We start from the raw sequence: 17,563 nt of genomic DNA on the forward strand, positions 1-17,563 counted from the left end.
CGTTAAAAAAGTCATTGTCGTATCGTTGATTTAATTTTAGGGATGTACTGTATGCGCTTTAAGGTGAATCGTAAGGAGCTGTGGTCAGTGTTGCTGATGCTGATATTGGCTGTGCCTACGATAGTCGGAAGTTTAAATTATCAGTTGGGAAGCTTGGCACGCATGGGACCAGGGTATTTCCCGTTGATTCTTGGCTGTGTCTTAGCTTTTTTGGCGTTGCTTTTGTTGTTTAGTCCCGAGCCTGTTGAAACGAGTATCAATGAGGGGGTCGAAGAGCATAGTTTGAGTTTTAAGGAGCAAGTCATCACGTGGCTTACCATCATCGCATCCGTGCTCGCATTTATCCTCCTTGGCAAATACGGTGGGCTAATTCCAGCGACCTTTGTGATGTGCACGCTAGCCGCGTTTGCGGATAGAAGAAATTCCCGGCTTACTAATCTCATGATTGGTGTGGTGTTGACAGTGGTGGCAGTGGGCCTATTTCGCTATGGCTTACAGATTCAATTTCCACTCTTTACATGGGGTTAATGGGATAGCGTATGTGGGATAACATTGTATTAGGCGTACAAACCGCTTTTCATCTGCATAATTTATTCTTTGCCTTAATCGGCGTTTTTATTGGCAACCTCATAGGCGTGCTACCGGGGGTCGGTGCTTTAACGGCTATTTCAATGCTGTTGCCGCTAACCTATAGTTTAGAACCGGCCACCGCATTAATGATGCTAGCTGGCCTTTATTATGGTTCCAGCTACGGTGGGGCGGTGACAACGATTTTGTTGAATTTACCGGGTACGCCGACGCATGCGGTGGTCAGTATTGATGGTCATCCTTTGGCGCGTCAGGGTAGAGCCGGCGTGGCTTTGATGATGGCCATGATCGCTTCTTTTATTGGTGCCACCATCGGGGTGATCTTAATTAATGTGGCCGGTCCACTGTTTGTGAAGATTGCTTTTAAATTCGGCCCGGCAGAGTATTTTTCTTTAATGTTGTTGGGTTTATTGGCGGCCTCAACCTTAAGTAGCGGCTCCCCACTTAAAGGCATTGCCATGGTGGTGATCGGTTTGATTTTTGGTATTGTCGGTACCGATGTAAATACCGGTATAGCGCGCTTTACTTTTAATCTTCTGGAGCTACAAGACGGGCTGGCTTTGGTGGCGGTGGCGATGGGCTTATTTGGCATTTCTGATGTGTTACGTAATACCAATCGGATCGCTCAAGGACAAGAAACCACAAGTAGCAAAATTGGTTGGCGTGCGATGCGAGTTGAAAAAAATGAATTAAAAAGCTCTGCTTCAGCTATCGGTCGTGGTGCCGGTATTGGTTCTTTCTTTGGGGTGCTACCAGGGGCTGGTGGCACGATAGCTTCTTTTATCTCCTATGCGATTGAGAAGAAGGTCAATAAAAACTCGAAGAAATTTGGTCATGGTGCGATTGAAGGTATTGCCGGTCCGGAAGCGGCTAATAGTTCCGCAGCAATTACCGCTTTTATTCCTACCTTAAGCCTAGGTATTCCGGGTGATGCTGTGATGGCCTTAATGTTGGGTGCCATGATGATTCATAATGTGCTGCCCGGGCCACAAATGATGGTTGAGCATCCAGATGTGTTTTGGGGCTTAATGGTTAGTTTCTGGATTGGTAACTTCTTTCTGATGATTTTGAATGTACCCCTCATCAGCATGTGGGTAAAGATTTTATCGGTGCCATATCGTCTGTTTTTCCCCGCCATTCTGCTCTTTATTTGTTTGGGTGTGTATAGCACTAATAACAATCTTTTTGATGTGGCGATCGTGCTATGCATTGGGATTTTCGGGGCGATTGCACTTAGGCTAAAGTTTGAACCAGCGCCTTTGCTGTTAGGCTTTGTTCTAGGGCCGATGATGGAGGAAAACTTCAGACGTGCGCTGCTGCTATCCCGTGGTGATATGCTGACCTTTATTGAACGACCGATTAGCGGTGTGTGTATTGCTATTGGCTTTTTATTGGTGGCGATGGTGGTCTTTAGCCGTTTAAAAACACGGGCGCAGCGCCTACAGCGGCTGCGGATGAAAGCTTCTGGGGCGGTAGAGGAGTAATTGTTTGCTGTGAGTAAGGCAGCGGGTGGGTCTTCCCCACGCGAGTGGGGGTGTTCCTTAGCCCCTAAAAAGTCTGAAGTTCAGACTTGTCTTCCCCCACCTTCTGATTAGTAATCAGCAATTCATTCAGTTTTCCCCGTTTTGATGCCTTGGAATTAATCGCTCGAGTGGCTTGAACTCGCCGGATATGATAGTTGCTATATAGTTCATCAAAAAAGTGATTATTACTATCTGAGTTCTTAGGATCCGAATTGCTTAAAATCCATGCGTGCCCTAAGGCATCTAATTGATGGCAAAAATTCGCTAAGGCAATTTGCGCATCATCATCAAACTCATTTTTTGCATAGGCATTAAAACTGGAGGTAGTGCTCAAGGGCTTATAGGGTGGATCGAAATAGAATAAATTATGTTCCTCATCAATAGCTGACAGGGTGTCGCTATAACTACCATTAAGAATATCTACCTTTTGTAGCGCCTGGTGTACCGCTAGGAGATTAGCGTTATCGCAGATAGTAGGTTTACGATAGTCGCCCATAGGTACATTAAATTCATTATTACGATTCACACGATAAAGCCCGTTAAAGCAGGTCTTATTTAGAAAAATAAATAGCGCAGCGTGTTCTATCGCATCGGCTTGGCGTAAGTTAAAACGCTCGCGTTGCGCATAATAATATGCCTTTTTAGACGCTGTATCTGCTAGTGGGATAAATGTGTCTTGGTGCTTTTGTAGACGCTCAATCAACGGCAGCGGCGACTGTTTAATCACTTGATAGACATTAATTAGGTCTGTATTAATATCATTGATGACCGCTTTTTGGAGATTTGGAAAATGATTGATGACCCAAAATAACACAGCCCCGCTACCCACAAAGGGCTCGATAAAGGTAAAAGGCTTCTCTGTGAGTGAGTGTGGCATCAGCTTTGCAATCTCAGGGATTAATTGCGTTTTACCACCCGCCCATTTTAAAAAAGGCTTTGCTTCGTTGCGTGTTGAGTTCATTTGCTATGGCTTGTTTTAAGGTATGTGGGCATTGTAGCAATAGATGCTTAGATAGCTTCGCTTTCACGATAGGTCATGCCTGACAAAGAATAGATTAAGACCTTTAGCAAAAACTTAAATCGCCAACAGGCTACTCAAGTCTTTTTGTGCAAAGGTCTTATCGTGGTGCGATGTCAGCCTTAGTGACTCAATTTAGCTGTACATCATTTTTGGTAAGAACATCACAATCTCTGGAAAGACGGTGATTATAATCACACCCAACAATAGCATCAGAAAAAAAGGTAAGGTTGCAAGTGACAAATACCAAATATGCTTACCGGTCATGCCTTGTAGTACAAAAAGATTCAAGCCGACTGGCGGTGTAATCTGTGCCATTTCAACGACTAACACCAGAAATAAACCAAACCAAAGGGGATCAATACCGGCGGCCTGAATGCTGGGTAGCAGGATCGAGGTGGTTAATACGACAATAGAAATACCGTCGAGAAAGCAGCCCATGACCACAAAGAACAGTGCCAGTACGGCGATTAGAGCGTAGTGATTGAGTCCCAACTCAGTAATCCATTGCGCCAACAACATGGGGATATTCGAGTAGCCCATGGCCACGGTTAGAAAAGCCGCACCTGCAAGAATAAAGGCAATCATGGAGGAGGTCAGCATGGCCGAAAATAGCCCGGCTTTAAAACTTTGCCAATTTAAATCACCATACAGCCAAACCAAAATTAATGACAGCACAACCCCAACGGCGGCGGAGTCGGTAGGGCTGGCAATGCCTAGATAAATGGAGCCCATGATGCCGATAATCAGTAAGGTGACAGGAATCAGACTGCCGCTGGCTTTGATTTTTTGGATAAAAGAAATGGCCGGATCTTTTTGAGGGACTTTGCTTGGATTTAGGATGGACCAAATCGCGACAAAACTCATAAACAGGGCGATCATCAATAGACCGGGGATAATGCCCGCTACAAATAAACGGGTGATGGACACATCGGCGGCCACGCCGTAAACGATCATAATGATTGAGGGTGGGATTAAGAGTCCCAAGGTGCCCGAACCCGCGATCGTGCCAATGGTGAGTTTTTCATCGTAACCGCGACGTTTTAATTCGGGTAGGGTCACTTTGGCGACGGTGGCGCAAGTGGCGGCAGAGGAACCACTGACGGCGGCAAAAATACCGGAGGCGACAATGCCCACATGGCTTAAGCCACCTGGCAATCTGCGCATCCAAGGCGCCAATCCATTAAAGAGATCCCCGGCAATACGTGAACGAAACAGTATCTCGCCCATCCAGATAAATAGGGGTAAAGCCGCCAGCGACCACTCGGAAGAAGAACTCCAGACATTGGTGGCGAGGACATTACTTAAGGGGGCGTTTGAAAATAGTAGGATACCGACGATGCCGGTTAAAAAAAGCGCAACTGAAACCCAAACCCCTAACGCCAGCGCGCCGATTAAGCTAAAGACTAAAATAAATGAAAAAATGACCTCGCTCATTCAGGCACCTCGCCTGTTTCGGTAGGGTCCGGCGTGACTAAGGCCACTGAACGACCATAGCGTAACATCTCAATAAAGGTATCAATACACGCAATACTGAAAATCACTGAACCTAGGGCTAAGCATGCCTGTGGCATCCATAACGGTGTACGCACCAGACCGGTTGCTGTGTTGTTCCAGCGCCAAGAGTCGATGGTGAGCTCAATCAGGCTATAACTGATTAGAATGGCTACTAGCACACCCAGTAAGGCCACGAGGGTGTGGCTCCAACGCCGTAGGCTGCTGCTAAAGCGCAGCTCTAACAAGGTCACACGAATATGGGCATGGTGCCTGAGGGCGCTTGCTAGTGATAAAAAGGTTGCCAAACCTAAGGCATAGCCGGAAAACTGTGCATAAGAGGGAATTAGTAGCCCAAAACGTTGGTTGAACAAGGCATGGGCTACATAATCAATGATATTGAAAGTGACTTGGCCAAATAAAATCAGCACAATCACTATTAAAGATAATGCAGCGCCGGCCCCACTGAGTTTATAAAGTAAATCGAGACTTTTGCGCATCCTACACCTTGGGATTATTGATTAAACTCATTCAAAATAGCTTCGCCTTCAGCGCCTGCTTCCTTACTCCACTCGGCAGCCATTTGTGTGCCGATTTTCAGTAGGGCTTGGCGTAGCTCCTCGCTGCCTGGACTGAGCTCAATACCATTATCAATGAGCGTTTGGTTTTGTTTCACCATATCCTCTTTGGAGAGCTCCCAACCGCGTTCCTCGGCCTTGGCAGCCGCTGCGAGTACCGCTTTTTGCGTGTCCTCATCCAAAGACGACCAACTGCGTTTGTTCACTACCACGGCATTTTTAGGTAAAAAAGCTTGCACATCATAGTAGTACTTTAAAAAGTCCCATGCAGCAGAGTTAACGCCGGTAGAGGAAGAGGTGATCATGGCATTGACGCGACCGGTACTAAAGGCTTGCGCCACATCGGTGGCTTCAATTTGAGTCGGTACAGCCCCGGATAATTGAGCGAGGCGCTCGGTCTGTGGGCTATAGGCACGCATACGCATACCGCTTAAATCCTCCAGCTTACTCACTGGGGTGGTGGTATACATGCCCTGAGGTGGCCAGGCAACTGAATACAAGAGCTTCAGATTTTGCTTGTCCAGTAGCTCTTCTAAGGCCGGTTTGGATAGTTGGTAAAGCTTCCAAGAAGCGTCATGTGAAGTCGCTAGAAAAGGTACAGAGTCGAGCGCAAACAGCGGATGCTCATTGGCCATACCAGAAAGAATAAATTCACCCATTTCGATCTGACGTGAGCGAGTCGCATTTTTAATTTCCATGGGCTTAATTAAGGAGCCACCGGGGTGCACGGTAATATTTAATTTGCCCTGAGTCGCTTCTTTAATATCGGCAGCAAATTGCTTGATGTTTTGGGTGTGGAAGTTTTGTTCAGGATAGGGGGTGGCCATGCGCCAGTTTTCTGCATAGGCGGTGCTCACTGTAAAAATTGCACTACTGGCCGCAATGGCTAATGATAATCGCGTTAATTTCATTGCTTGTCTCCTTGGGTTGTTATTGAGGTGGTTAAGGCTTAGGTTCATGCTTGCTGACTAAAATCGCGCCGAATGTCGTTGCGGTGCTTAGTCTGCCTCACCGTAGGCCCCACCACCTGGGGTTTTGATCACAAACACATCTCCTCGCTGCATCGCTGCTGAGGCGCTGGAATCCAGTATCTCAATACGACCATCAGCACGTTCTATGTAGTTAGCTCCTACCTCGGCAGCCCCTCCACCAGCTAGACCGAAGGGGGCAATGCGACGACGGTTGGAGAGGATGGAGGCGGTCATGGCTTGTAAGAAACGGATGCGACGAGTGCCGCCGTTACCGCCATTGACCTTGCCGATGCCACCACTGCCTTGGCGGATGGAGAATTCCTCCAATACCACCGGATATCTGAACTCTAGCACCTCGGGGTCGGTTAGGCGTGAATTGGTCATATGGGTTTGCACCACATCGGTACCCGCAAACAGCTCCACCCGGCCGTCAGGGTGCGTGATTTTACCTGCACCGCTACCACCGGCAATGGTCTCATAGTATTGGTACTGCTCATCACCGAAGGTAAAATTATTCATCGTACCTTGGGCAGCTGCGTTTACGCCTAGTGCGCCATAGAGCGCATCGGTAATGCATTGCGAGGTTTCCACATTGCCCGCTACCGTTGCCGCTGGATAGTGTGGATTCAGCATGCAACCCTCAGGGATAATCACCTCAATCGGTTTTAAGCAGCCTTGGTTCATGGGGATTTCATCATTGACTAAGGTGCGGAAAACATAGAGTACCGCAGCCATACAGACGGCTTTGGGGGCGTTAAAATTACTGGCTAACTGCGCTGAAGTACCGCTGAAGTCAACGGTGGCACTGCGTGAGGCCTTGTCTACACGGACACTCACCTGAATCTTAGCGCCATTATCCATGTCATAGCAGAATTCACCGTCTTGCAGGGCCTCAATAGCGCAACGCACCGATTCCTCGGCATTGTTTTGTACGTGTTGCATATAGGCTTGCACGACCTCCAGACCGAACTGATTGACCATGCGGCGTAATTCCTGAGCGCCTTTTTCATTGGCGGCGACTTGGGCGCGCAAATCGGCCACATTCTGATCAAAATTACGTGCCGGGTAAGGCGCACCTAAAAAGAGCTCGCGCAACGCCTCTTCGCGCATACTACCATTTTCTACTAAGAGAAAGTTATCAATTAATACACCTTCTTCGATGATGTTCTTACTGTCCGGTGGCATGGAACCCGGGGTAATGCCGCCGACATCGGCATGGTGACCGCGTGAAGCAACAAAAAAGAGGATTTGCGCTTGTTGCTCGTCAAAAATCGGGGTGACCACCGTGATATCCGGTAAATGCGTGCCGCCATTGTAGGGGTCGTTGAGGGCAAAAGTATCGCCTGGCTTGATGCGCCCTTGGTTTTTGCGAATCACCGTCTTAATACTTTCGCCCATGGAGCCTAAATGCACCGGCATATGGGGTGCATTGGCAATTAAATTACCCTCATGGTCAAACAGTGCGCAAGAAAAGTCTAGTCGCTCTTTAATATTGACGGAAAAGGCTGTATTAGCAAGCGTTGCCCCCATTTGTTCGGCAATGGACATAAAGAGATTATTAAAAATCTCGAGCATCACCGGGTCGACGTCGGTGCCAATAGCCATGGTCATTTGCTTGGGCTTCACCCGACTCAGTAGCTGCTCACCTGCACTGAGAATATCCATGCGCCACTCAGGCTCAATCACAGTGGTGCCATTGCTGTCAAAGACAATGGCGGGGCCCTCGATGCGCATGCCAGGACTTAGGGTGGCGCGATTGAAAATCGGCGCCCGGTGCTTTTGCCCGTGGCTAAAAAGCTCAATGTCCGCCAGTGCGGTAGGCGTGCTGTGTGTAGTTTCCGTGGTATAGGAGGCGGTCATTTCCTCACCGCTTTTGCCGATAAGCTCTACCGATACTGCCTCAATCATTAATGGGCGATCGTGCATTAAAAAGCTGTAGCGCTGTAAGTAGGCCGCATAAAAGTCTTCGCGCATGCGCTCAGGCGTTGCAAAGTCCACCATAATGGCTGAATCTGTACCCTGATAGCGTATATGCGCCCGTCGAATGATTTGCATTTGTGCTTGGCTGATGCCTTGCGTTAGGAGCTCCTTGCTACATTCCTCAATTAAGCCATTAAGCGAGGCTTCGGCGGCTGTCATGGAGGCTTGTTCCAAAGGTAGTTCCACAGCGCTTTCACGCATGGCGGTGATATCGGCTAGACCCATGCCGTAGGCGGAGAGAACGCCAGCAAAGGGGTGAATCAGCACCTTTTGCATGCCTAAAGCATCCGCTACCGGGCAGGCATGCTGACCGCCCGCACCGCCAAAGCTGACCAAGGTGTATTTACTGACATCGTAGCCGCGCTCAATGGAAATCTTTTTAACCGCATTTGCCATATTGGCTACGGCAATTTGCAGAAAGCCCTCAGCGGTTTCTGCGGCTGTGCTACGTACGCCGGTTTGCTCATAAATGGTCTCGGCCAGCTGATTAAATTTTTCCTTAACCAGTTCATAGTCTAATGGCAAGTCGGCGGTGGGGCCAAAAATCGCAGGGAAGTAGTCAGGCTGTAGCTTGCCTAGCATCACATTGCAATCGGTGACCGTGAGTGGACCGCCATTACGATAAGCCACCGGTCCGGGATAGGCACCAGCCGAATGTGGGCCAACACGCATGCGTTGACCGTCAAAATGCACAATGGAGCCGCCACCCGCAGCGACTGTGTGTATATTCATCATCGGCGCACGAATCCGCACACCGGCTACCGCTGTATCAAAGAGGCGCTCAAATTCACCGTTATAGTGCGACACATCGGTTGATGTTCCACCCATATCAAAGCCGATCACCTGCGCTGTGCCGGCAGCGGCAGCAATGCGTGCCATCCCCACAATACCGCCAGCGGGGCCAGAGAGAATGGCATCCTTACCCTGAAAATTATCCGCTGCCGTTAAGCCGCCATTAGACTGCATAAACATCAGGCGGGTCTCATCTACCTCGGCATCAATGCGGTCTACATAGTTTCTTAATACAGGTGATAAATAGGCATCGACCACGGTGGTATCACCTCGACCGACGAGTTTCATGAGGGCGCTGATCTGATGAGAAACAGAGATTTGAGTAAAGCCGATGCTTTTTGCAAGGGCTGCAATCAGCTCCTCATGCTGGCTAAAACGATAGGCATGCATTAACACAATCGCCACCGAACGAAAACCCGCATCATAGGCTGCCTGCAGTTGCGCCTCGGTGCGAGCCCTATCTAATGGCTTAGCAATGGTGCCGTCAGCTAGGATGCGCTCTGCTACGCCCTCAACCCGGGTATAAAGCAATTCGGGCTTAACAATATGGCGATTAAACAGTTGGGGCCGTGCCTGATAGGCGATGCTAAGCGCATCTTCAAAGCCCTCGGTAATCAATAAGACGGTGGGTTCACCCTTGCGCTCAAGTAAGGCATTGGTCGCCACGGTGGTACCCATTTTAATGGCTTCAATTTGTGCCCCGGGAATGGTCTCATGCGGCGCTAATCCCATCAGCCGACGAATGCCGGCTAAGGCAGCATCGGCATATTGCTCCGGATTTTCCGAAAGTAATTTGTGGGTGCAGAGGCTGCCGTCCGGCTTTTTAGCCACAATATCGGTAAAGGTGCCGCCGCGGTCAATCCAGAACTGCCAGCGCTTGTCCTGAGGGGATACATCCTGTGTGCTCATCAATATTCTGCGAATCAACTAACCAATCAAGCCTTAGATTTTAGGTAATCGATGTTGCACTTAACATTGGGTATTACCCGATTTATGCTTAGCTTGAGTTTATTGGGCTAAGATGCGATCTAGGCTCTCACTAAAGCGCTCAGCATTTTGAAAGCCCACGACGCGGATATCCTCTCGTTCATTACCCATGGCATCAAAGAAAATAATACCGGGTGGCCCGAACAGTCGGAAGCGCTTTAAAAGCTCACGATGGGCCTCGGTGTTTGGTGTGACATCGACCTGCACTAAGGTCATTTGCGCCATTTTTTGGGCAACGGCAGGCACGCTAAAGGTCAGCGCCTCCATCTGATGGCAGGCCACACACCAGTCAGCATAGAAATCGAGCATGACAGGTCGACCGGCACTTTGCGCAATGACTTGCTCCAGTTCGGATAGCGAGTCGATACGTTGAAAATCAACTTGAGAAATGGTGCTGTTGGCGCCGACCGAAGTGCTTGCGGGCGTCGCAGTGAGCGCCAGGGTTGAAGCGCTAGTGAAGCCTTGCAGCGGGGTTAATAAAGCAGGACGACCGCTGGCGAGACCGATTAAAAGCAAGATACCCCAAACGAGGACCAAATAGGCAATGGCTTTGCTAAAAATAGCGAAGATCGTGCTATTTTGCGCATCGATGGCCTTAAAAGCACCTAAGACCACACTTAAACTGAAGGCGAGTAAGGCCCACAGTAGCACGCTCAACCACGTAGGTAGCAGGGCTTGTACCATCCACAGTGCGACCGCCAGTAGGAGTAGACCGCAGAACTGTGTCACGCCCTTCATCCATGCGCCGGCTTTAGGCATTAAGGCACCGGAGGTAGCGCCAATCGCGATGAGTGAGACGCCTTGACCCCAAGCAAGTGCAAAGAGCGCTAGCGCACCCGTGAGGATATCCCCACTTTGTGAAATAAATAACAGCACACCGGCCAATGGTGCTGCCACACAAGGACCAGCGATTAGCGCCGAGAGCATGCCCATCAGCAAGGCGCTACCATAGCGACCACCAGGCAGCTTGCCCATCAGGCGGTTAAGCTTGGCTTGCACACCTAGTGGGGTTTGTAGGGAAAAGCTGCCAAACATGGCAAAGGCTAAAAGGACGAGAATAATCGCAAAAATACTCAGGGTCCAAGGGTTTTGAATCCATACCGCAAGGGCGGCACCAATGGAGGCGGCCGCAATGCCTAACAGTGTATAAACAATGGAGGTGCCCAAAACATAGGCTAAGGTGAGCGCAAGGCTACGGCGACGAGTGTTGGCCGTCTTTGTACCCTGAGTGGGGTGGTCCTTGTCAGTGCTCGCAGCGTTCGGACTAGCAACTGCCGTTTGATTCTGCTGCCCCACCACGAGTGCCAATAAAATCGGTAGCATCGGCAGCACGCAAGGGGTGAGTGATAGCAGTAGACCCAGGCTAAAGCTAATCAGGATGATTTTAAAAAAGCTAGACTCATTCAGCCAATCGGCAATTTGTGTGTCGCCGGCATCACTTAGCTTGGCGAAAGCGGAGTCATCAGTACGAGCCTGCGTTTGCTGCTCAGGGGCGGTGATTGCGGTGACGCTAGCTTGTTCGCTACTTTTATCTGTGTCAACTGCTGCCGCCGCCTCAGTGGGGTCACTAGCAGTACTGGTGCTCGTTGCCGCTAAGGCATTGAAGTCTAAGGCGGGTGCTGCGCCACGTGTATCACTGCCTAACATGCGCTTAAATAAACCTGCCTGCTGACTGATTTGATAGCCACCCGGCACCGGCTCTAAATCAATGGGATAATCCTCGGGCGGGTAGCACAGACCGGCATCAGCGCAACCCTGAGCAGTCACGATTAAACGTACCGCCTGATTGAGGGGCTTAAGCGGTACATCAATCACCATCGGATCATAAAAAACCGGCATTTCCCGGCCGAAGGTCTCATCAAATTTAATCATGGCTTCGCCAAAGACCGGCTCACCTAGAAGCGCTTCTTTAAAACGCTCTGCCTCATCATCGCCCGCCACCTTAAACTTGACGTGGTTCATGTACATATAGTAGTTGGGGGCGATGTTAAAGCGAATGTGTAGATGATCGGGTGTGGGCGTGGAACTACTGATGACAAAGGCTTTATCAGGCGGTAAAAAATCCTCTTGCGCCTGTGCAGGCACCGGACTTAAAAATAAGCTGAAAATGGCAAAGAATAAAGCGGCGAAGTATGACTTAGCTGTGTTCATAAGGTTTGACGGGCGATCCATTGTAGATAGTCTGCTGAACCACCGATGATTGGTAACACGATAATCTCCGGTACATCATAACTATGCAGCTCTTGGATCCGAGCAATGCATTGGGCTTGGCGACCGGCGCTGGTTTTGATGGTTAAGCTAAACTCCTCATCGCAGTGAAGCTTATCTTCCCATGAGTAAATGGACAAAGAAGCTGGACTTAAGTTCACACAGGCTGCTAGCGATTCTTGCACCAAGGCCTCGGCAATGGATTTGGCGAGTGCTAAGCTCGGGCTAGTACTTAAAATAAGGACGGCCTCAGACTCAGTGTGCTTGCTATTGATGCCCATAATATTTGCTCCTTGCTGACCGCATATCAGCCTAAAAAATAACAGGGCTTAGCCGCATCAGCCTAAGCCCTGAATCATGGTGCGTCTTAGTTGTGCGCTTTCAGCCAGCGCGCCGCTTCGAGCGCAAAGTAAGTCAGAATGCCATCGGCACCCGCACGTTTAAAGGCAAGGAGCGATTCCATCATGACTTTATCATGATCTAACCAGCCGTTAATCGCTGCTGCTTTGAGCATGGCGTACTCACCACTCACCTGATACACATAGGTTGGCATACGAAACTCATCCTTGACCTCGCGCAAAATATCTAAGTACGGCATGCCCGGTTTGACCATCACGGAGTCGGCCCCTTCTTTGATGTCATACGCCACCTCACGCAGTGCCTCTAGTCGATTAGCCGGGTCTAATTGATAGGTCATTTTGTCGGATTTCCCTAGATTGGAGGCGGAGCCGACTGCATCACGGAAAGGCCCGTAAAAAGCACTGGCATATTTGGCGGAGTAGGCCATTAATTGAGTGTAAATCAAACCCGCTTCGTCCAAGGCCTTGCGAATAACACCGATACGGCCGTCCATCATATCGCTTGGCGCGATCCAGTCTGCGCCAGCGGCGGCTTGGGCCACGGCTTGCTTAACTAACACCTCCAGCGTGGGGTCATTTAGCACATAGCCATTTTCATCAATGACCCCATCCTGGCCGTGACTGGTAAAGGGGTCCAAAGCCACATCACACAGTACGCCCAAGTCCGGAAATTCCTTTTTAATGGCGCGTGTCACTCGTGGGATTAAGCCATTTTCATCGGCCGCTGCAATACCGTCAGGTGTTTTGAGGCTGGGATCGATGTTGGGGAATAAGGAAATAACCGGAATGCCTAGTTTGACGCATTCCTCTGCGACCTTGAGAATCGTATCCGGTGAGTAGCGCTTTTGACCAGGGAGGCTACCAATCTCTTCCTCAACGCCTTGCCCTTCACGCACAAATACAGGATAAATAAAATCATTTGTCGTTAATACGCTTTCACGCATCAAACGGCGTGAAAACTCATGCTTGCGATTACGACGAGGGCGGGCTGCGGGGAAGTCAGCGAGAATAAAACTAGATGACATAATAACAACTCCAAAAACTTTACATTTAAAATAACTGCTATCAATGGCTACCGTAGTGGCTTTAACGCTGCGTTTGGGCTAGCTGCCCAGTCAAAGGCTGTAGGACAGTAGGCGGCAGCTTTTGCTGGTAGATTAGCTGATTAAGGCACTACTTGGGGTGAGATCCAGTTAAGGATTTTCTCCGTTGCCTCTTCGAGACCAATACGATTAGTCGCCGAAAATGCAATGGTCTCAACATCGCCTAGCTGTGTTGCTACCTCCTTGCGAATGGTGGCAATCGCTTTTTGTCGTTGACCGTAGGGGAGCTTATCCGCTTTGGTCAGCAGTATCAGTACTGGGCGCTTGGCTTGGGCAATCCACTCAACTAAACCATAATCCTGCTTGGTGATACCACGACGAATATCAATGAGCAAAACCACACCGGCTAGGGAAGGGCGCTGCACGAGGTAGTTGCCTAGCTCACGCCCCCACTCTTGCTGTGCTGCAAGCGCAACCGAGGCATAGCCGTAGCCGGGTAGGTCAACCAGATAGCCTAAAGAGTGCTCCGGATCCAAGGGATCGGGGATGCCGAACATATTAATCAGGCGGGTACGACCGGGCGTCTTACTCGAATAGGCTAGACGCTTTTGGTTGGTAAGGACGTTGATGGCTGAGGATTTGCCTGCATTAGAGCGTCCTACAAAACATACCTCGGGACCTCGGGGCGCAGGTAGCTGTGAAACCTTGCTGGCCGACTGATAAAAGGTGGCTCTGTGTAAAAGAGACATTGCGCTGAGACAAATTGATAGTGAATAATCTCTATATTGTATCGTTTTTGCTTAAAATGAATCGACAAAGCGGCTAAAATTTATTACAAAGCATATGAATTGCAACTATTTATCGCATATTGCTTTAAAATATAGAGCGTTTATTTGTATTTGAGCGGCTTGTTCTTAGGCAGTTTATCATCAACTGGTCGAGCTCGCTATTAGTGTTAAATTGGCACCTGCCTTTTATTGGTATGGTTTCAGAGGATATTCATGAAGCACGTTATTTCTAAAATTGTCATGGCTGGTGGTTTAGCTTTAAGTATGGCTAGTGGTGCTGCCCTTGCTCAAACTGCAGTTGGTCCAGTTAAGCCGGATTTTGAACGCGGTCAGCAACTCTATATGAATGGTGACCCGGCACGTGGTATTGCCACCTGTATTGCCTGTCATGGTGCTGATGGCATGAGCATGGTATCTCTTTACCCACATATTGCCGGTCAATCCTATGAGTATATTTTGAATCAGCTCAAAAACTTCAAGGTGCCTGAGGGTGCGACACAAAGTCATCGTCGCAACCAAAACGCCATGTTGATGGCGCCTAACGTGGTGCAGATGACGGAGCAGGAGATGGCTGATTTAGCATTATTCGTGAGTAGTCTTGAGTTGACCAAGCCTTCGGTGGCTGAGTTAGCGGCGGATCAGGTGATGGTGCAACGTGGTCGTCAGATCTGGCGTGGCGGTATTCCCGAGCGTAATGTCCCTGCCTGTGCTTCTTGTCACGGTGCGGATGGTCACGGTATTCCGGGACAGTATCCTCGTTTGAGTGGTCAGGTGCCATCGTATCTGTATGAGCAGCTGATTGCCTTTGCTGACGGTGAACGTGATAATGCCGGTACGGAAAACCACATGGCTGAGATTGCTAACCGCATGAGTCGCCAGGATATTAAGGCAGTGGCGGATTATGCTGCCGGTATTCGTTAATCGATTCGATTCTATACCTGTATCCCACGTTTAGGGAAGAGGAATTATTTTAAGGCTCTAGGGAACTCTAGAGCCTTATTGCACTCAAATACCCTGTAAAATTTTTTTGCGTTTTGTAGTATTTACGAGATGCGCAAAAATTCACCACCCACTTATCTTTACATTGTTTGTTGAGCTCCATCGGGAGCCTGCTGTTACCCTGTTATGCAAAACGATAAGATTCAGGGCGCAAAGCGCTCACGAAGTGTAGGCAGAGATATTTATGAGCTGCTGGGCTCAATGCGCTTTGCGGTCAGTCTTTTAACCTTTATCGCAATTGCGACGATTATCGGTACCGTGCTTCAGCAAAATATGACTGAAATCGAGTATATCGATATGTTCGGTACTTATTGGTACTCCGTTTTCAGTAAGTTTGACGTAGCAGAAATTTACAATACCTGGTGGTTCTTGCTGATCATGGCTTTTTTGGTCGTTTCCACGACCGTGTGTCTGATTCGTAACGTCCCTAAAATGATCAAAGATATGCGTACTTTCCGTGAGTACGTACGTCAAACAAGCCTACGTGCTTTTCCGCATAAGCTTGAGCTTGCGTCTGATTTGTCACAAGAGGAGAGCGTCACCTTAGGTCGCTCTTGGCTAAGGCATCATGGCTATCAGTTTAAGGAAAAGGTCGATGGTGATACGGTTTTATTAGCGGCTAAAAAGGGTAGTAGCAATCGTTTAGGCTTTATTTTTGCCCATATGGCGATTGTGGTGATTTGTGTTGGCGGTTTGTTGGATAGTGAATTACCTAATCGCTTACAAATTTGGACTGGTTTTAAGCGGGCGATTCCCGAAGAGGTGCGTTTTGTGGCGCAGGTGCAGGAGGATTCACGCTATGCCACGAATAACCCGAGCTTTCGCGGCAATATGATGATCTCTGAAGGGCAGGCGTCTGACTATGCCTTATTAAGCATTGGCGGTGGCTTTTTTATGCAGGAATTGCCATTTCAGGTCAAGTTAAATAAATTTATTATTGAATATTACCAGTCTAATGGTATGCCCAAGCGCTTTGCCAGTGATGTGGATATTACGGACTATCGAACGGGCAAAACCGACAACCATATTATTGAGGTCAATCACCCCTATACCATTAATGGCGTGACCTTATACCAGTCCAGCTTTGATGATGGCGGTTCCAAGCTTTATCTGACAGCGCTACCGCTACAGTCAGGCGCCAAAGCGGCATTTGATGTGCAGGGTGAGGTGGGCTCAGCGATCCCCATGCAGCTTAGCTTGGTTGATGGGGGCGAGCCGTATCTAGTCCGCTTTACCGGTTTTACACCGATTAATGTTGAGGATCTTTCCAAGCCCGGTGAAACTAAGCGTAGCTTACAGGAGCAGGTGGTTGCAGTCACCGGTAGTGCCGCCCGCAAAAATAATGAAAAGGTGCATAATGTTGGCCCCAGTTTCACTTACACCTTGACCAATGCGGCAAATCAATCCATTGAGTTTAAAAACTATATGTTGCCGGTGCCTTTGGACGAGGGATTGGTGTATTTATTCGGTATTGCGGATGAGTCTGGCCAAGGCTTCCGCTACATTTATGTACCGGCAGATGATAAGGGTGCCTTAGATGAGTTTTTAGCCATGCGCACGGCCTTGAGTCAGCAGTCTACGCGCACGCGTATTGCTAGGGATTACTCACAAATGATGGAAAGTCCCGAGGTGCCGGCAGCCGCTATTATTAGCATGGCGGATACGGCTTTAAATGTTTTTGCTGAGGGCGGTTTTCCCGGTTTAGATCGCTACATCAGCGGTGAGGGTGTGCCGGAGGCCGAGCGTCTGCCTGCTGAGCTACGAGAGCCAATGCAGCGCTTAATGCGTGACTATATCGTTTTTAGTACAATGAAGGTGCGCGAGTATGTGCGTCAGGATCTTGGTTATCCAGCATTGAATTTTGAGAGTTTCGAGCTGGTCGAGCAAAATGCGCAATGGCTTAATTTGGCCATTCGTGCCTTATCTGATTTAACCCATTATCCGGTGCCGATGACCTTGCAACTCAAGACCTTCGAGCACGTGCAGGCGAGCGTATTGCAAGCCACGCGTTCGCCGGGTAAATGGATTGTTTATTTAGGTACCATGTTCTTAATGATCGGTGTCTTTATGATGCTGTATGTGCGTGACCGTCGCATTTGGTTCTGGGTTAACCGCTGTGCGGACGGTGGTAGCGAGATTAAAGCGGCAATGACTTCACATAAGCGGACATTAGACTTCCGCAAGGAGTTTGCTAAGTTTAAGCATGATTTCTCGGATGTCGCAAGGAGTTAGGGG

The 17,563-nt window shown here is 49.0% G+C and carries 13 protein-coding genes; 4 read left to right on the forward strand and 9 right to left on the reverse strand.

The window, feature by feature from the left end; translation table 11 throughout:
- Window positions 1–51: 51 nt before the first annotated feature.
- On the forward strand, window positions 52–528 hold the full coding sequence (locus HMPREF3179_RS10665; RefSeq protein ID WP_070471155.1) for a tripartite tricarboxylate transporter TctB family protein: 477 nt from the start codon (window positions 52–54) through the stop codon (window positions 526–528).
- Between the two features lie 11 nt (window positions 529–539).
- Complete coding sequence (locus HMPREF3179_RS10670; RefSeq protein ID WP_070471157.1) at window positions 540–2,072, forward strand: tripartite tricarboxylate transporter permease; 1,533 nt, start codon at window positions 540–542, stop codon at window positions 2,070–2,072.
- A gap of 64 nt (window positions 2,073–2,136) precedes the next feature.
- On the opposite strand, the gene HMPREF3179_RS10675 is transcribed toward HMPREF3179_RS10670, so the two are convergent.
- The 9 genes from HMPREF3179_RS10675 to yihA all read right to left on the reverse strand — a co-directional run bounded on the left by HMPREF3179_RS10675 (window position 2,137) and on the right by yihA (window position 14,290).
- Window positions 2,137–3,072: a DNA adenine methylase gene (locus HMPREF3179_RS10675; protein ID WP_070471159.1), complete on the reverse strand. Its 936-nt coding sequence runs from the start codon at window positions 3,070–3,072 to the stop codon at window positions 2,137–2,139.
- 192 nt (window positions 3,073–3,264) lie between these two features.
- Window positions 3,265–4,566: a TRAP transporter large permease gene (locus tag HMPREF3179_RS10680; RefSeq protein ID WP_070471160.1), complete on the reverse strand. Its 1,302-nt coding sequence runs from the start codon at window positions 4,564–4,566 to the stop codon at window positions 3,265–3,267.
- The gene (locus HMPREF3179_RS10685; protein WP_070471162.1) at window positions 4,563–5,123 is read right to left on the reverse strand and encodes a TRAP transporter small permease; all 561 of its coding nucleotides are present in this window, start codon (window positions 5,121–5,123) and stop codon (window positions 4,563–4,565) included. Before HMPREF3179_RS10685 ends, HMPREF3179_RS10680 begins: the two co-directional genes overlap by 4 nt.
- A gap of 14 nt (window positions 5,124–5,137) precedes the next feature.
- The gene (locus tag HMPREF3179_RS10690; protein ID WP_070471164.1) at window positions 5,138–6,112 is read right to left on the reverse strand and encodes a TRAP transporter substrate-binding protein; all 975 of its coding nucleotides are present in this window, start codon (window positions 6,110–6,112) and stop codon (window positions 5,138–5,140) included.
- Between the two features lie 87 nt (window positions 6,113–6,199).
- Window positions 6,200–9,853 carry a hydantoinase B/oxoprolinase family protein gene (locus HMPREF3179_RS10695; protein WP_070471166.1) on the reverse strand — a complete coding sequence of 1,218 codons (3,654 nt, stop codon included), beginning with the start codon at window positions 9,851–9,853 and terminating at the stop codon, window positions 6,200–6,202.
- 99 nt (window positions 9,854–9,952) lie between these two features.
- A complete protein-coding gene (dsbD, locus tag HMPREF3179_RS10700; protein WP_070471167.1) occupies window positions 9,953–12,082 on the reverse strand; it encodes a protein-disulfide reductase DsbD in 2,130 nt (709 codons plus the stop codon).
- Window positions 12,079–12,420, reverse strand: a complete 342-nt coding sequence (cutA, locus tag HMPREF3179_RS10705; protein WP_018025439.1) for a divalent-cation tolerance protein CutA — start codon at window positions 12,418–12,420, stop codon at window positions 12,079–12,081. The genes dsbD and cutA overlap by 4 nt, the downstream gene beginning before the upstream one ends.
- Window positions 12,421–12,506: 86 nt before the next feature.
- The gene (gene hemB, locus HMPREF3179_RS10710) at window positions 12,507–13,523 is read right to left on the reverse strand and encodes a porphobilinogen synthase (RefSeq protein WP_070471168.1); all 1,017 of its coding nucleotides are present in this window, start codon (window positions 13,521–13,523) and stop codon (window positions 12,507–12,509) included.
- Window positions 13,524–13,663: 140 nt separating this feature from the next.
- On the reverse strand, window positions 13,664–14,290 hold the full coding sequence (gene yihA, locus HMPREF3179_RS10715) for a ribosome biogenesis GTP-binding protein YihA/YsxC (RefSeq protein WP_070471170.1): 627 nt from the start codon (window positions 14,288–14,290) through the stop codon (window positions 13,664–13,666).
- 252 nt (window positions 14,291–14,542) lie between these two features.
- Between yihA and HMPREF3179_RS10720 the strand changes: the two genes are divergently transcribed.
- Both HMPREF3179_RS10720 and HMPREF3179_RS10725 read left to right on the forward strand, forming a co-directional pair.
- Window positions 14,543–15,250: a c-type cytochrome gene (locus HMPREF3179_RS10720; RefSeq protein ID WP_018025442.1), complete on the forward strand. Its 708-nt coding sequence runs from the start codon at window positions 14,543–14,545 to the stop codon at window positions 15,248–15,250.
- A 204-nt stretch (window positions 15,251–15,454) separates the two neighbouring features.
- Window positions 15,455–17,560: a cytochrome c biogenesis protein ResB gene (locus HMPREF3179_RS10725; RefSeq protein WP_083290758.1), complete on the forward strand. Its 2,106-nt coding sequence runs from the start codon at window positions 15,455–15,457 to the stop codon at window positions 17,558–17,560.
- The last annotated feature ends 3 nt before the right edge of the window (window positions 17,561–17,563 follow it).

The sequence above is a fragment of the Oligella sp. HMSC09E12 genome (assembly GCF_001808505.1).
GTDB classification, from domain to species: Bacteria; Pseudomonadota; Gammaproteobacteria; order Burkholderiales; family Burkholderiaceae_B; genus Oligella; species Oligella urethralis.

Coding starts and splice junctions, on each gene's coding strand:
- HMPREF3179_RS10725 (WP_083290758.1), top strand. CDS start 15,455: ATGCAAAACGATAAGATTCAGGGCGCAAAGCGCTCACGAAGTGTAGGC.
- HMPREF3179_RS10670 (WP_070471157.1), top strand. CDS start 540: ATGTGGGATAACATTGTATTAGGCGTACAAACCGCTTTTCATCTGCAT.
- HMPREF3179_RS10675 (WP_070471159.1), bottom strand. CDS start 3,072: ATGAACTCAACACGCAACGAAGCAAAGCCTTTTTTAAAATGGGCGGGT.
- cutA (WP_018025439.1), bottom strand. CDS start 12,420: ATGGGCATCAATAGCAAGCACACTGAGTCTGAGGCCGTCCTTATTTTA.
- HMPREF3179_RS10720 (WP_018025442.1), top strand. CDS start 14,543: ATGAAGCACGTTATTTCTAAAATTGTCATGGCTGGTGGTTTAGCTTTA.
- HMPREF3179_RS10685 (WP_070471162.1), bottom strand. CDS start 5,123: ATGCGCAAAAGTCTCGATTTACTTTATAAACTCAGTGGGGCCGGCGCT.
- HMPREF3179_RS10690 (WP_070471164.1), bottom strand. CDS start 6,112: ATGAAATTAACGCGATTATCATTAGCCATTGCGGCCAGTAGTGCAATT.
- yihA (WP_070471170.1), bottom strand. CDS start 14,290: ATGTCTCTTTTACACAGAGCCACCTTTTATCAGTCGGCCAGCAAGGTT.
- dsbD (WP_070471167.1), bottom strand. CDS start 12,082: ATGAACACAGCTAAGTCATACTTCGCCGCTTTATTCTTTGCCATTTTC.
- hemB (WP_070471168.1), bottom strand. CDS start 13,523: ATGTCATCTAGTTTTATTCTCGCTGACTTCCCCGCAGCCCGCCCTCGT.
- HMPREF3179_RS10665 (WP_070471155.1), top strand. CDS start 52: ATGCGCTTTAAGGTGAATCGTAAGGAGCTGTGGTCAGTGTTGCTGATG.
- HMPREF3179_RS10680 (WP_070471160.1), bottom strand. CDS start 4,566: ATGAGCGAGGTCATTTTTTCATTTATTTTAGTCTTTAGCTTAATCGGC.
- HMPREF3179_RS10695 (WP_070471166.1), bottom strand. CDS start 9,853: ATGAGCACACAGGATGTATCCCCTCAGGACAAGCGCTGGCAGTTCTGG.